This is a genomic window from Providencia sp. PROV156 (genome assembly GCF_028480905.1).
Lineage (GTDB): Bacteria > Pseudomonadota > Gammaproteobacteria > Enterobacterales > Enterobacteriaceae > Providencia > Providencia hangzhouensis.
In genome coordinates this window covers 242,581-257,784 of record NZ_JAMPPE010000003.1, presented here as the reverse complement: position 1 = coordinate 257,784, position 15,204 = coordinate 242,581, and the positions used below count along the sequence as shown (strand labels likewise).

General features: G+C 38.4%; 10 protein-coding genes. 5 read left to right on the top strand and 5 right to left on the bottom strand.

The window, feature by feature from the left end; genetic code table 11:
- Positions 1–628 precede the first annotated feature (628 nt).
- Entirely contained in the window at positions 629–2,578 is a 1,950-nt protein-coding gene (locus PSF31_RS03580; protein WP_094961943.1) for a bifunctional 2',3'-cyclic-nucleotide 2'-phosphodiesterase/3'-nucleotidase, read from the top strand.
- 166 nt (positions 2,579–2,744) lie between these two features.
- On the opposite strand, the gene PSF31_RS03575 is transcribed toward PSF31_RS03580, so the two are convergent.
- From PSF31_RS03575 to PSF31_RS03565, 3 genes are all read right to left on the bottom strand, one after another.
- Entirely contained in the window at positions 2,745–3,044 is a 300-nt protein-coding gene (locus tag PSF31_RS03575; RefSeq protein WP_094961944.1) for a type 1 fimbrial protein, read from the bottom strand.
- Between the two features lie 431 nt (positions 3,045–3,475).
- On the bottom strand, positions 3,476–4,075 hold the full coding sequence (locus PSF31_RS03570; protein ID WP_004905586.1) for a nitroreductase family protein: 600 nt from the start codon (positions 4,073–4,075) through the stop codon (positions 3,476–3,478).
- A 353-nt stretch (positions 4,076–4,428) separates the two neighbouring features.
- Positions 4,429–5,289 carry a MetQ/NlpA family ABC transporter substrate-binding protein gene (locus PSF31_RS03565; protein ID WP_096864525.1) on the bottom strand — a complete coding sequence of 287 codons (861 nt, stop codon included), beginning with the start codon at positions 5,287–5,289 and terminating at the stop codon, positions 4,429–4,431.
- Between the two features lie 240 nt (positions 5,290–5,529).
- On the opposite strand from PSF31_RS03565, the gene PSF31_RS03560 reads away from it, so the two are divergent.
- Both PSF31_RS03560 and PSF31_RS03555 read left to right on the top strand, forming a co-directional pair.
- On the top strand, positions 5,530–6,564 hold the full coding sequence (locus PSF31_RS03560; protein ID WP_164561219.1) for an isopenicillin N synthase family dioxygenase: 1,035 nt from the start codon (positions 5,530–5,532) through the stop codon (positions 6,562–6,564).
- 48 nt (positions 6,565–6,612) lie between these two features.
- Positions 6,613–7,896 (top strand): cystathionine gamma-synthase family protein, encoded by a 1,284-nt coding sequence (locus tag PSF31_RS03555; RefSeq protein ID WP_096864524.1) that lies wholly within the window; start codon positions 6,613–6,615, stop codon positions 7,894–7,896.
- Between the two features lie 45 nt (positions 7,897–7,941).
- Here the strand turns inward: PSF31_RS03555 and PSF31_RS03550 are convergent, their stop codons facing one another.
- Both PSF31_RS03550 and sbcD read right to left on the bottom strand, forming a co-directional pair.
- Positions 7,942–11,625 (bottom strand): AAA family ATPase, encoded by a 3,684-nt coding sequence (locus PSF31_RS03550; protein ID WP_096864523.1) that lies wholly within the window; start codon positions 11,623–11,625, stop codon positions 7,942–7,944.
- Between the two features lies 1 nt (position 11,626).
- Positions 11,627–12,841: an exonuclease subunit SbcD gene (sbcD, locus tag PSF31_RS03545; protein WP_096864522.1), complete on the bottom strand. Its 1,215-nt coding sequence runs from the start codon at positions 12,839–12,841 to the stop codon at positions 11,627–11,629.
- A 250-nt stretch (positions 12,842–13,091) separates the two neighbouring features.
- Between sbcD and phoB the strand changes: the two genes are divergently transcribed.
- The gene (phoB, locus tag PSF31_RS03540) at positions 13,092–13,781 is read left to right on the top strand and encodes a phosphate regulon transcriptional regulator PhoB (RefSeq protein WP_036958559.1); all 690 of its coding nucleotides are present in this window, start codon (positions 13,092–13,094) and stop codon (positions 13,779–13,781) included.
- 23 nt (positions 13,782–13,804) lie between these two features.
- Positions 13,805–15,115, top strand: coding sequence for a phosphate regulon sensor histidine kinase PhoR (gene phoR / locus PSF31_RS03535; RefSeq protein ID WP_004905567.1), 1,311 nt, complete (start codon positions 13,805–13,807; stop codon positions 15,113–15,115).
- The last annotated feature ends 89 nt before the right edge of the window (positions 15,116–15,204 follow it).

Genomic DNA, 15,204 nt, shown 5'->3' with positions numbered 1-15,204 from the left:
ATGTATGCTCCCCGAGATACCCTCTTTTGTCGCCTTGCCTCAACTCGAATTATTTAGAAAAAATACTTGGTTTCTAATCAAATGAAAGTTCTTTAGGAAAAATACTTAATTTCTAATCAAATGAAAAATATGTATAAAACTAATGATTAAATAATCATCTTTTATTTCTTAAATTAAATTTAGATTAATTGAAAATAATTTGATGGATATATTTATAGAATAAAAAGGATAAGTAAAAATAAAGGTGCTTTCTTGGCTAAATAAAGCACAGAAATTTAAGTTAAATAAGTTTCTTTAATACTCAGTGATATAAATCACAGTTCTTTTTTTCCTACGAAAAATATTCACAACTCCTCAATGGAATAAGTTGAGTTAATTAAGGTGAATTTGTCATCATTAATTCATTTTTGTGAGCTATATAAAAATCAAGCCCAATAAAAAGATGAAAATCGTGATTTAGTCACAAAAAATGGTTACTGTTTGCAGTGTATTATCATTAAAAATTGACGTCATGCACATAGTGTAAAATTTTAACGCTAACTTTGTTGTTTATTTGTTCAATTTTACAGGGTAGGTACTCAGATTTGAGAGGCAATTTTCTCTCAATAATGGCAACTAAGGGGATTACATGAATAAAGTATTAAAACTTTCAACACTTGCTATGTTAGTCGCATTTAATGCGAACGCAGCAACAGTTGATTTACGCGTAATGGAAACATCGGATGTTCACAGCAACCTCATTGATTTTGACTATTATAGAGACAAGCCGACAGAGCAATTTGGTTACGTTCGTACCGCGACATTAATTAAAGCCGCTAAACAAGAAGCGACAAACTCAGTATTAGTGGACAACGGAGATTTAATCCAAGGTAGCCCATTAGCAGACTATATAGTAGGTGAAGGTTTAAAAGACGGTGAATCTCACCCTGCACATAAACTTTTAAATACTATGGGGTACACCGTAGGTAACTTCGGTAACCATGAGTTTAACTTTGGATTAGAATTCTTACATAAAGCTATTGATGGCGCAAAATTCCCATACATTAACGCTAATATTATTGATGCGAAAACGGGTAAAAACTACTTTAACCCATACATTATTGTAGATACACCGGTTAAAGATAGAGACGGTAAAACGCACACTATCAAGATTGGTTACATTGGTTTTGTTCCCCCACAAATTCTTATTTGGGATAAACCAAATTTAGAAGGCAAAGTTTTAGTTAATGACATTACTGAAACTGCGAAAAAATTTGTACCACAAATGAAAAAAGAAGGTGCGGATTTAGTTGTTGCTATTCCTCACTCTGGTTTTTCTCAAGAGCCATATAAAGCAATGGCTGAAAACTCAGTTTATTACCTCAGTGAAGTCCCAGGTATCGACGCTATCATGTTTGGCCACTCACATGGCGTGTTCCCTAGCAAAGATTTCAGCGATATCAAAGGTGTTGATATTGCAAAAGGAACAGTTAATGGTGTACCTGCGGTTATGCCAGGCCAGTGGGGGGATCATTTAGGTGTGGTTGATTTAGTGGTCAATAATGATGATGGTGCTTGGAAAGTGGTTGATGCAACCGCTCATGCACGTCCTGTCTATGACAAACCAAATAAGAAAGCCTTGGTTGAGCGCGATGGCGACCTCGCAAAAATTATTGAACAAGAACACCAAGATACTCGTAAGTTTGTCGGAAAACATATCGGTAAAGCATCCGAAAATATGTACAGCTACTTAGCATTGGTTCAAAGCGACCCAACTGTACAAATCGTGAATGATGCTCAAATTGATTACACCAAAAACTTTATTCAAGGTGACCCTGACCTCGCAGATTTACCAGTTCTTGCAGCCGCAGCGCCATTTAAAGCGGGTGGACGTAAAAATTCACCGACTGAATTTATTGAAGTCGAAAAAGGTGATTTAACTTTCCGTAATGCTGCTGACTTATATTTATATCCAAATACATTAGTTGTAGTTAAAGCCACAGGTGCGGATGTCGTCGAGTGGTTAGAATGTTCAGCCGGGATGTTCAATCAAATCAACCCACAATCAACAGCACCACAAAGCTTATTGAATTGGAATGGTTTCAGAACTTATAATTTCGATACAATTAGTGGTGTAAATTACCAAATCGACCTGACTCAGCCAGCGAAATACGATGTTGATTGCCAAACAGTCAACAAAGATGCTAACCGAATCAAAAACGTAACCTACCAAGGTAAACCGATTGATCCAAAAGCAACTTTCTTAGTGGCAACGAATAACTACCGTGGCTACGGCGGTAAATTTGCTGGAACAGGTGATAATAATGTTGCATTTGCATCACCGGATGAAAACCGTTCTATTTTAGCGGCTTATATTGCTAAAGAGTCTAAAAATAAAGGACAAATTGCGACTAAAGCGGCTAATAATTGGTCATTCACTCCAATTAAAACAGACAAAAAACTGGATATTCGCTTTGAAACTGCACCAAGTGAAAAAGCAGCAAAATTCATCAAAGAGAATGCGCAGTATCCGATGAAACAAGTCGGTACTGATGATATTGGTTTCGCTATTTATCAAATAGATTTAACCGAGAAGTAATCTGAACACATTGATATCATTCAAGCCTACCTACGGGTGGGCTTTTTAGTGGCTAAATAATGTGTTTAAGAGGTACTTTTTAGAGGGGAAAATAGTGCTCGGAATATTAAGACAATTTTTACATTAAATATTCCGAGCAGTTATGATTAAGGTAACCATTATGGAGCTACTCATAAAAGACATTTAACATAGGTAACTTAGTGTGTTTATCATACTCAACTTTCACATATTCAGATTCTACCTTTTGGCCATTTTTTAAAGAACCAGTTATTGAAACATCTTTACCTTTTCGGTAACACGTAATATTCACTCGCTCTTTATGTTCAACCTTAACTGAACATTGTGGCTCATAGATATAACCTGTAAATGTAATTGTACCTCCTGATGAATTATTACTTGCATAGGTGAAAGAACAACTTGAAATGATTATAGCAACAACAGATGTTAGTAAAGATAAACCTTTCATAGTCCACCCCCCCTTAATAACACTTACACGATGGAACGTGTTTTTGTGCTCTCACTTTTAGTGTAGTTCAAATATCTATAATGCAAAACTAAAAATGAAAATATACTTAGAGTTTAGTAGGGTGATTGGCTAATGAATTGATAAATATCAACTTATGTAGTTGTCAAATTTCGCATGTTCAATTAATAGTCAGACGGTAACACGAGTGTAATAATAATAGTATAATTGTAAATATTTCTTTTTATTTCGATAAACTATTTTGAATAAATATGTTTTATTGAGGGTGCGGATTAATTTAGAATAAGTTATAAGTTAAAACTATGATCATCATTGGTGATGACATTGAATTATTCACCTTGATTATATCAAATAAATAAAATCCTCTCGTAAATATATTACGAGAGGATTATTTAAATTCTTAGTATTCTAGTTTATTTGAAAACTTTGAAACGAACATCGTCGTCCATAAAGTCTTTATCACCAGCGGGTGCATTAATCGAACCAAATACCATTTGAGCGCGTAATATCCAGTTAGCTGGTACATTCCATGTTGTTTGAACGTCATTATCAATCAGTGGATTGTAATGTTGCAAAGATGCACCGATATTTTCTTGTGATAATGCTGTCCAGACTGCAAATTGTGCGATACCACTGGCTTGTTCAGACCAAATTGGGAAATTATCCGCATATAAAGGGAATTGTTCTTGTAAACCTTTTACGATGTTTTCGTCTTCAAAAAACAGAATAGAACCAGCCCCTGCAGCAAAGCTATCAATTTTTTGTTCTGTTGAAGCGAAGGCTTGCTCAGGAACAATTTTACGCAGTGCTTCTTTAGTCATATTCCACAATTTTTTGTGTTCAGCACCAAATAAAATTACCACACGAGACGTTTGCGAGTTAAATGATGATGGTGAATGTTTAACTGCTTCTTTAATTAGTTTCGTGACGTGTTCTTCTGATACTGGTAAAGCATCGCCGAGGTTATAAATAGTACGACGATTTTTAATCATTTCGATAAATGCGTTAGACATTTTAGTCTCCTAGCTTTTCATTAGCGCACGGCATTTTATTGAATAAATCTTAGAAGCCGTAGTGTGTTTCAATGGTTATTACTATAACTTGGCGAATGAAAAATCATAGAAAAAAAATTTAACGATAAGGTTCAAATTTTTGCACTAAGTTAAGTTTTGCTTTTAATTTGTTTAAAATCAATATACTAAATATATTTCTGGTGAGGTTTTATGATGGGAGATGACATTAATAGGCACAAATGAATAATATACATATAAAATAATTGAGCATAGAAAAAGAGAGAATAGATGGGTCATTAAAGAGCCTAGCAAGAGGCGTAATCCTGCTAGGCAAGAATGATAACTAGTTTTACTTAATTGAGTTCACTAACATTTTTGGTTATTTCGATTTTAGTTCCACCAAAATTATCAATGATGTACTTTCTTACCGCTTCAGTGTGGTACAGTTCTGCTAATTTGGCAAATTTAGGGTTATCCTTGTTATCTGTTTTAACAACTAATAAATTGATATTATTAATAATAGTCTCATCATTCTCTTCCCTAAATAACGAGTCAGTTAAAACGTTTAACCCGCCTTCTTGTGCAGCGGTATTACCTATGACTGCAATATCAACATCAGGCAATGCTCTTGGGCCATGAGCATATTTTATTTGCCTAAAAACTAAGTCCTTAGGGTTCGAGACAATATCATTAGTAGACCCTGTGGCTTGGTTAAAATTAGGTTTTAATGCAATTAACCCCGACTTTTCAAGTAATTTAAGTGCACGTATATGGTTGGCGGCATCATTGGGAATGGCAACGATAGATTGCTTAGGTAAATCAGCTAATTTTTTATGTTTTACCGAATATATGCCCATTGGCTCAAAGTAGGTGGTTGAGATCGCCGTTAATTGGTTATTATGATTTTTATTAAAATCTTTTAAAAAACCCCAAGATTGAAACGCATTCACATCAACATCTCCGTCAATAGTAGCGACGTTGAGTGTTATTCCATCGTCAATAATTTTGATATCAATATCGAGGTTGGCTTGTTTAGCTTCCGGTGATTGGGCAATAAATTTCCATATATCCGCATCACTACCGTGGCTGCCAATAATAATTTTTTGTGAAGTTGCTTTTTGTGGTGCTGTAATTTCATTGGTGTCTTCTTCTTGGGAGCAAGCCACTAAGGCTGATAACGACAAGGACAATAACACTGCAGGTAGTTTTTTCATTTGATGATCTCTAATTGGTTTTGTTCTCGGTATCTAACCAAATAAAAATAACGCTTTATAAATAATATTTTTTTCGTATTTCTTATTTTCAGTTATATAAGATGTGAACTGTTACAAAAAGTTATATCGATATAGTTTAAAATTATTTTTAGTAATATCAGATGTGGTATTTAATCGAGTGATAAATATATCTTGAATTTTATTCATTATTTAAATAAATATTTTAGAAGGTCGATTAATATGTCTATAACACAATTACCCATTATTGATTTACAAGAACTCGAAAACCCTGAAACACGAGAGAATTTCTACAAAAAATTACGGTTTATTGCTAGAGAAATTGGTTTTTTTTATCTCGTTGGGCACAATATTCCTGTTGGTACACGTGAGCAACTATTAGCCACAACTAAACAATTTTTTGCCTTACCTCAAAGCGAAAAAGAAAGCATTTCGATGGAGCACTCAAAGCATTTTCGTGGGTATACAGCATCCACGGAAGAGAGCACTCGTAGCCAGCCAGATTACCGTGAACAGATTGATATTGGTGAAGAATTACCTGCATTGCAACTTAATCAAGATGACCCTATCTGGTTTAATTTACACGGGCCAAACCAATGGCCGCAATCTTTACCTGAACTTAAATCTCAGGCACTTGCGTGGCAAAGTGAAATGCGAACCATTACAGTAAAATTAATTAAAGCGTTTTTAGTTGCACTAGAATTACCTGAAAATAGTTTTGATAAAATTATTGCCGAGCCGGCACAACATTTATTAAAACTTATTCATTACCCGGCAAGAGAAAATAATAATGAAGGAGAGCAAGGCGTTGGCGCACATAAAGATGCAGGGATTTTAACCTTATTATGGCAGGACAATAGTGGAGGCCTACAAGTTGAAACAGATGCAGGCTGGATAGATGTTGAACCTTTGGAAAATGCATTTGTGGTAAATATTGGAGAAGTATTTGAATTAGCCACTAATGGCTATTTACGTGCGAATGTTCATCAAGTTGTTAGGCGTAAAAATAGTCATTCTCGTTATTCCATTGCTTATTTTATTACGCCAAATATTTTTGCAGAAGAAGTCCCATTATTAAATTTACCCGATTATTTAGCGCAACAAGCGTTAGGGCCTGATAGCGATCCATTGAACCCATTATTTACCAACCTCGGAAAAAATGTCATTAAAGGGCGCTTGCGCTCCCATTTAACGGTCACACGTCGCTTTTATCCTAAGGAATATGAGCAAATAATAAGTAATAATAATATTATCTGAGCAGTCGAGTCGTTAGAGATATGATGATAAACCGTATTGGAGCTAAAAATGTCAGAACAGAGTTATAAAAAGGACTTACAAGGTAAAGAATTATCTCCAGAAACCTTAATGATGAGTTATGGCTATGAACCTAAGCTTTCAGAAGGGTCAATTAAGCCACCTGTTTTTCTGACATCCACATTTGTATTTAAAACCGCTCAGGAAGGGAAAGATTTTTTTAACTTAGTTAGTGGGCGCACACAAACGAGCGAAAACCATAAACAAGGATTGGTGTATTCACGTTTTAACCACCCAAATAGTGAGATTGTCGAAGACAGACTCGCCCTGTATGAGGGGGCAGAAAGCGCAGCGCTATTTTCTTCTGGTATGTCGGCAATTACAACGTGCTTAATGGCAGTATTGCAACCGGGTGATGTGTTACTCCATTCTCAGCCACTTTATGGTGGAACTGAAACCTTATTTTTAAACACGTTAGCCCGTTTTGGAATAACTTCGGTTCCTTTTCAAAATGGTTATGAGCAAGAATCTATTTTAGACGTTGCTAAACGTATCGAAAAAGGTAAAAAAGTCGCGGCTATCTATATTGAAACGCCGTCTAATCCATTGAATACACTTGTTGATATTGAATTAATTAGCCAAGTGGCAAAGCAGATATCGACGAACCAAAATGGACAAATTCCATTAGTCATTTGCGATAATACGTTGCTAGGGCCTGTATTTCAAAAGCCGTTGTCATTAGGCGCAGACTTAAGTGTGTACTCACTAACTAAATATGTGGGAGGGCATTCAGACCTAGTTGCGGGTGCTGTGGTTGGAAGTCAGGAGTTAGTCAAGAAAGTGAAGGCGCAACGTAATGCCATCGGTACACAGCTTGACCCCCATTCTAGCTGGATGTTAGGGCGGTCATTAGAAACATTACAGTTACGTATGGAAAGGGCAAATGAGAGTGCAAAAATATTGGCTGAATATCTCCATCAGCACCCTAAAGTCAGCAAAGTGCATTTTCCTGCTTTTTTTCCGGAAGGGAGTGTGGAGCATCAAGTTTATCAAAAACAATGCACTGGTGCAGGCTCAACCTTCTCTATCAATGTGGGGAGTAATGAAGCGGATGCATTTCGTTTTCTAGACAACTTAGCTATCTTTAAATTAGCAGTTAGCCTAGGAGGGACTGAGTCGCTCGCCAGCCATCCGGCGTCCACAACCCATTCAGGTGTTGCTCAAAAGGTCCGGGAACATATTGGTATTAGTGATAATTTAGTGCGCTTATCAATTGGTATTGAAAATGTGAATGATCTTAAATATGCATTGGAACTAGCATTAGAGGCGATTTAATCATCAGGGTGGGGCTTTCCCACCCTGAATAATCACAAAATTGCGTTAACTGATGCGGTATTGTGCGGGAAGTTCGCTAAAACCAAGTCCATTGCCTTTTTTCACTGCAATTTGTACGGGGATGCGTTCTTTCATTGCTTCCACATGGCTAATTACGCCAATAGTTTTGCCGGATGCATTCAAACTTTCTAATGCATCTAGGGCAATATCTAACGTTTCTGCATCTAAAGTACCAAAACCTTCGTCTAAAAAGAGCGATTCCAATTGTGTACGGTGACTCACCATATCGGATAGCGCTAGGGCCAATGCTAAGCTAACTAAAAAGCTTTCCCCGCCAGAAAGCGTTTTAATGTCTCTAATGCTATCTGCTTGCCAGCCATCAATAACTTGTAACTCAAGGTTTGCTTGGTGGCTACGCTGTAATAAATAACGGCCATGAAGTTTTTCAAGTTGTTGATTGGCTAAAGAAACTAAACAATCCAAAGTTAGACCTTGTGCATAACGTCGGAATTTATCCCCTTCAGCGGAGCCGATAAGTAAACTGAGATAGCTCCAATCGTCATAACTTAATTGGCTTTTCTCTATTTCTTGCAGTAAATCTTGTTGCTGATGGCGCAGTTGCTTATCTGCACTGAGTTGGTTAATTATCTGGCCTTGCTTTTGGTTTATTTGCTTAATTTCTTCATCGAGTTGAGTGACTACTGTTTGTAATTGCGCTTCAGTAAGCGCCGAAAAATCAGCAATACGCTGTTGATTCAGTGCTTCAATCGCCTGTAGCCCCTCTTTATAACGTGTTTCACACTGAATACGAGCTTGGTTTATGCGCTGTTTTAGCTCTTCTAATTGTTGCTTTTCTTCGTGGCTTATTAACGCATCAAGAAAGGCTTGTTGATGGCTAAATGGGCTATCTGTAAGTGATTGAGTGAACAGAATATTAGCTTGTTTTTGTGCCAGTTTTGTTTTTTCACTGGCGTCAATGAGCTCTTGATAGCTTCCATTCATTGAGGCGATAGCTTTATCAATCTCATTGAGTTGTTTACTTAATTGTTCCTGAGTTTGGAAAAGCATGGTTTGTTTATCATTCAATTGCTGAATGAATTGGCTGATAGCTAAACCAGAAAGCAGTGTTTTCCGTTGCGCTATTTTTTGCTCTAAACCTAACTCAATTTGTTTAAGTCGATTTTCTTCTTGTTCAGTTTGTTGAGTGAGAATACGGAGTTGTGCTGACTCAACTTTTAATGTGGCATTATTGACTTCAATTTGTTGGCTAAGTGTTTGCGCCGCCATTTTTTGGTTATTAAAGCGCTCACTTCGCTGAGTAACTTCGCGAAACCATTCATCAAACTTATCTTTATCTGGCGCGCTTAAGTTAAATGGATCTAGGGTGGATTGCCATTGCTCTATTTGTATCTGTTTACGCTGTTTGAGCTGATTATGTTCTTTTTGGAGCTCATCAAGTTGTTGCGTTTGGTTTTTTAAACGCTCTTCGACTAATAACAGTTCTGATTGCAGCTGTGTAAAGCTAGCTTGTTGTTCATGTAAATGATGTTTGGCTTGCTGATATTCACGTTCTAGAGCCGCCATATCCGCCACTATTCTCTGTTGCGTAGCTAATTGATCCGTTAATTGATTAACTAAGAGGGTGACGGCTTGCTCATTTTGGGCTAACTCAGGAGTGAGTGCTTGCTCACATGTCTTTTGCCACTGTTGGTTAAAAGCATCGAATTGTTCATTGGTTTGCTGTTGTTGCTGTAAGTTTTCGTTCTGACGTTGTTTTTGTGTGTGAAGTTGTGATTCTAACTGAGCTTGTTGCTGTTTTAATTGGTCGAGTTTATCTGTTAATTCAATGAGTTGTTGCTGCGTTTCACTGAGATGGATTGATTGATAATCGTTAACTGCAGGGTGCTCTGTTGCACCACATAATGGGCAGGGGTTACCTGCTATGAGTTGCTGGCGCTCATGCTCTAGGCTGACAATTTTTTGTTCTAATTGTAATTTATCATTGGTTAGTTTGACGCGTGGGGCTAACTCATTAATACGTGTCAGGGCAATGCTCAACTCTTTTTGCGTTGCAGTGATACTTTGTGCTAATTCAACATCTTTTTGAATTTCTTTCTGTTTTTGTGTTTGAGTATTAAGGCATTGAGATAATATTAGGGGTAATAACTTGGCATGCTGTAATCGAGCTTGTAGCTGTTCAATGTGTTGATTGATGGTGTTAACATCATGTTTTTCTTGATTTTGTTTGTAGGTTTCTTCTTGTTTTTTGAATGCGACGGTGCTGCGCTCTAACTCGAGACGTTTTTGGGCTAATTTTTCAGTTTGCAGCTGTTGTTGCCGTTGTAACTGTGCGACGCCATTTGAAAGTATTTGTTGTTTATTGTGTAAACTTGCCAGTTTGTCGGCTAATTCGAAAATAAAATGACCTTGTTGTTGCCAACTACCTATTTGGGAACTCAGTTCAGCGTCTTTTGGGTGCGCTTCTAGGAATAGGTTGTGTTTCTTTAACTCAATGTGAGCATTTTGGATCTGACTCTGTGTCTCATTAACTAAGTGTTGTTTTTGCTGAAGAGTTGTGTGTTGTTGTTCAATTTGCTGCGTAATTTCAGACTGTTGCTGTTTCAATTGTGCAATTTGGTTATCCAGAGGCCTGACAGTTTCATCAATCAATTGATGTTGTTGTTTAGCAAAATCAAGGTGTTGTTGATACTCGGATTGTGATTTCAACAACTTCTCTTGCAGTGGGGCACGTTCAGCTTGCTGAGTTTGCAAGCTAAGTTGCAAACGTTGTTGTTTATTCGTGTATTCAGTGAGTTGTAGTTGCTGGCGTTCAACTTCCTGCCACAACGGACGAAGGGATTCTGCCGGAGCGCTGTCCGCCAACCGTTTCAACTGAGGCTGAGCAGCTTGGAACTCAAGCTCGTTTTTTTTAAGCTCATCATCAAGTGATTGCATGCGCTGGGTGAGTTGGTGATATTGTTGCCACCAATTAACCCCTTGTTGGTGGCGAGCCCGCTGTTGCTTGGTTTGAGTCTCTTGTTCAAGTAAATGGCTTTGTTGTGCCAATAACTCTTGATGCTCTGCTTCAGTGAGTAAATTAATGCTTTGTGCTTTCGCTTTTAGCAAATCTAAGTCAATTTTGGCTTGCTTGTGTTGATTAAAAACATAAATTGAAATTTGGCTATAAATTTCAGTGCCTGTAATTTCTTCAAGTAAATCAGCGCGTTCTTTCTCTGAAGCATTTAAAAACGCAGCAAAATCACCTTGAGAGAGTAAAATTGATTTAGTAAAACGCTCATAATCAAGCCCAGTTATTTGTGCTACTAATTCCTTTATCTCTGTGATTTTTACGGTCAATATTTTACCATCAGTAACCGTTGCAAGTTCCGCCTTAGGCTGTTGTAAATTGCCGTCAGGTTTTCCTCCTGCTCGTCTTTGGCTCCAAAAGGCACGATAAGCTTTGCCTTTGACCTCAAACTCCACCTCCGCAAGGCATTCCCCAGTGTGGCGAGTCATCAGTTCATTTTGTGCGTTAGAAATGGTTTTTAAACGCGGTGTTCGGTGATAAAGCGCGAGGCAAATTGCATCCAATAAAGTGGTTTTTCCTGCACCTGTGGCACCTGTAATGGCAAATAGCCCATTGCTAGCAAATGGCTCTTCAGTGAAATCAATTTTCCATTCACCTCTAAGGGAGTTAATATTTTTTAAACGTAAACTTAAAATCTTCATATTAACTTTCCTTGCTCATTTGTAATGCATCATAAGATTGTTGAAATAGCTGCACTAGGCGCTGTTCACGCTCAGGATCTTCTAATGACTCTTGGGCAAGGCGACGTAAAAAAACGTCTTCTACGGTGAGTTCACTTAATGTTTCATTGGTCAAGGTTTGGTTTTGTCCCTGTATTTGCTTGCGTGCACGGCGTAGTATCACGACGTCGACAGGGAGCTCTTGTGTCAATGCTTCAATACGTTGTTGGATATCGGCGAGGTAATCTTGTGAAGCGACTTCAATGTCAAGCCAAACTGGTTTATCACCTTGGTAATCTTTCCATATCTCTAATTGCTGTTCTATTTGGCTTAAGGAACCTTTAATACTTTGTAATGGCTGAATAATGGGGATTTCCAAGGGGGTAATTTGAGTTAATTTACTTCCAGTGAATTCAATAAGGCAGACACTTTTTTGTTGCGCTGTTTCGTCAAAACTTAATGCAATAGGTGAACCGCAGTAGCGAATATTTTCTTGTCCTCCAATCACTTGGGGGCGGTGAATATGGCCAAGGGCAATATAGTCAGCAGGGGGAAAGGCCCCAGAAGGAAACGCATCTAACGTACCAATATAAATGTCTCTCACAGAGTCAGTTAAGGCTGCGCCGACAACGGTTAAATGGCCAGTTGCAATAATTGGAATATCCAACCCTAAAGCGGCTCGTTGTTCTAGTGCGAGTTGGTAGCTGGCTTGGTAATGTTCATGAATAGCGCTTTGTAGTGAGCGTTGTTTCTCTTCAATATCTTGCCCTGCGATACTCAGTTGAATATCCCGAGGACGTAAAAAAGGAATGGCACAAACTAAGCCGATAGGTTGCGCTTGTTTATTCACTAATGTAATAACATGCGGCTCACTTCCAGATGTAATGACTTGTGTATTCAAGTAACGAAGTAGAGCGCTTGACTCATCGAGTACAGAAACAGAGTCGTGATTACCGCTTAAAATAACCAGTTGGCAACCTGTTTTTTGTAAGTCGACAATAAATTTGTTGTACAGCTCACGTGCATAGCTCGGTGGTGAACCTGTATCAAATATATCACCTGCAACGATGACGGCATCAACATGGTGTAGTTCTACTTGCTCAACTAGCCAATTTAAGAAATGTTGGTGCTCAGGCGCACGGCTTTTGGTAAAAAAATACTGACCAAGGTGCCAGTCTGAGGTATGAATAATGCGCATGAGTTATCAATTCCTATCATCAATAATGAGCATGAACGTTCGATAATGAGAGTATACCTGATCCATATAATGGGTGAGGGGTGTTTGTGACTTTATTACCATGTTGCGGAAATATTTCACTTAAATGACATTTAACCGTTAAAATAAAGATTAATATGCGTTTTACCCATTGATATTCATAATTCTGTCATAAAAGTGACGCATAATGCTTTCACATTTTAAATGTCTTCTTAATTTTACAGGAACAATCATGGCAAGACGCATTCTAGTTGTTGAAGATGAAGCGCCCATCCGAGAAATGGTTTGTTTTGTATTAGAACAGAATGGTTTTCAGCCTATTGAAGCTGATGATTATGACAGTGCGATTGCACAACTCGTTGACCCGCTACCCGACCTCGTCCTACTGGATTGGATGATCCCAGGGGGCTCCGGTATTCAAGTAATTAAGCATATGAAGCGTGATAGCGCAACACGTGACGTTCCTGTCATGATGTTAACTGCACGAGGAGAAGAAGAAGACCGCGTAAAAGGTTTGGAAGTTGGCGCGGATGACTATCTTATCAAGCCATTTTCACCTAAGGAATTAATTGCTCGGGTAAAGGCAATTTTACGTCGTATTTCACCAATGGCGACGGAAGATATTATTGAAATGAATGGGTTAACATTAGACCCTACCTCTCATCGTGTGACCAGCAATGACATCCCTATTGATATGGGGCCAACTGAATATAAATTACTACATTTTTTCATGACTCACCCTGAACGCGTATATAGTAGAGAACAGCTACTAAATTATGTCTGGGGAGCCAATGTGTATGTTGAGGATAGAACCGTTGACGTGCATATTCGGCGGTTAAGAAAGGCACTAGAGACGGAAGGTCATGATAAAATGGTACAAACTGTACGTGGTACAGGTTATCGTTTTTCTATCCGTTATTAAAACCCACAAAGGGAGAGGCATGCGTGCTTGAACGTTTATCGATTAAGCAGCTGATTTGGGGGCTGTTTTTATTTATCTTACCCGCCCTTATTTTATCGGTTTTTATTGGCCACCTAGCGTGGCTATTAGTGATATCGCTACTTGCTGCACTGATATGGCATGGGTATAACCTGCTCAAGCTTTCTTACTGGTTATGGCTAGATAAAAGTATGTTGCCCCCTGAAGGGCGAGGTGGGTGGGAACCCATTTTTTATGGTATCTACCAGATGCAGCAACGTAATCGAAAACGCCGCCGTGAATTAGGCCAGTTAATTAAACGGTTTCGTAGTGGTGCAGAATCACTACCTGATGCAGTGGTAATGATGACAACCGAAGGGAATATCTTCTGGTGTAATCGCCATGCGCAGGCTTTACTCGGCTTTCGTTGGCCTGAAGATAATGGTCAACATATTTTTAATTTATTACGTTATCCTGATTTTAGCCGTTACTTCACCATCAAACGTTATGACCAAGCGCTGACTATCGAGCTCAATAGTGGTGAAATCGTTGAGTTTCGTATCTTGCCATATACCGAAGGGCAGTTATTGATGGTTGCGCGAGATGTGACAGAAAAACGTCGTTTGGAAAAGGCGCGTAGGGACTTTTTTGCGAATGTGAGCCATGAATTACGGACTCCCCTCACTGTCATTCAAGGTTACCTAGAGGTTATGGATGACCAAGAAAACGTGACTGCGGTCAATAAAAAAGCACTGCATGTTATGCAAGAGCAAACGCACCGCATGGATAACTTAGTTAAGCAGCTTTTGCAGCTATCACGCATCGAAATTGCCCCTCAAATTAACCTTGATGAGCAAGTGAATATCCCTGTCATTCTCAAAATGATTGAGCAAGAAGCGCTTAGTTTAAGCCAAGGGCGTCATCAATTTGAATTTCATGTTGATGAAAAATTGCGTGTTCATGGTAATGAAGAGCAATTACGTAGTGCAGTGGCGAACTTAGTCTATAACGCGATCAGCCATACGCCTGAAGGCACCAAAATTTGGGTTGATTGGCAGAGAAGCGGGCAAGGGGCGCGTTTTAGTGTGAGAGATAACGGGCAAGGGATACCCGCAGAGCATATCCCTCGTTTAACCGAACGTTTTTATCGAGTAGATAAAGCACGTTCCCGCCAAGGCGGTGGAGGTACTGGCCTTGGGTTAGCTATTGTTAAACATGCATTACAACATCATAGTAGTCAGTTGGTGGTGACGAGCCAGTTAGGTAAAGGGAGTGAGTTTTCATTTACGTTACCAACAGTACTAATTGTTGATGATAAAAAACTTAAAAATGGGTAAATAATTCCACTTTATTAATATAATCAAAATATTAATAAAGTGGATTATTTCTATTCACCAATCCATATGCATATTCAATTCAATATTCA

Bases quoted from the DNA above. Each gene is read 5' to 3' on its own strand.
- PSF31_RS03580 (WP_094961943.1), top strand. From the start codon at position 629: ATGAATAAAGTATTAAAACTTTCAACACTTGCTATGTTAGTCGCATTT.
- PSF31_RS03575 (WP_094961944.1), bottom strand. From the start codon at position 3,044: ATGAAAGGTTTATCTTTACTAACATCTGTTGTTGCTATAATCATTTCA.
- PSF31_RS03570 (WP_004905586.1), bottom strand. From the start codon at position 4,075: ATGTCTAACGCATTTATCGAAATGATTAAAAATCGTCGTACTATTTAT.
- PSF31_RS03565 (WP_096864525.1), bottom strand. From the start codon at position 5,289: ATGAAAAAACTACCTGCAGTGTTATTGTCCTTGTCGTTATCAGCCTTA.
- PSF31_RS03560 (WP_164561219.1), top strand. From the start codon at position 5,530: ATGTCTATAACACAATTACCCATTATTGATTTACAAGAACTCGAAAAC.
- PSF31_RS03555 (WP_096864524.1), top strand. From the start codon at position 6,613: ATGTCAGAACAGAGTTATAAAAAGGACTTACAAGGTAAAGAATTATCT.
- PSF31_RS03550 (WP_096864523.1), bottom strand. From the start codon at position 11,625: ATGAAGATTTTAAGTTTACGTTTAAAAAATATTAACTCCCTTAGAGGT.
- sbcD (WP_096864522.1), bottom strand. From the start codon at position 12,841: ATGCGCATTATTCATACCTCAGACTGGCACCTTGGTCAGTATTTTTTT.
- phoB (WP_036958559.1), top strand. From the start codon at position 13,092: ATGGCAAGACGCATTCTAGTTGTTGAAGATGAAGCGCCCATCCGAGAA.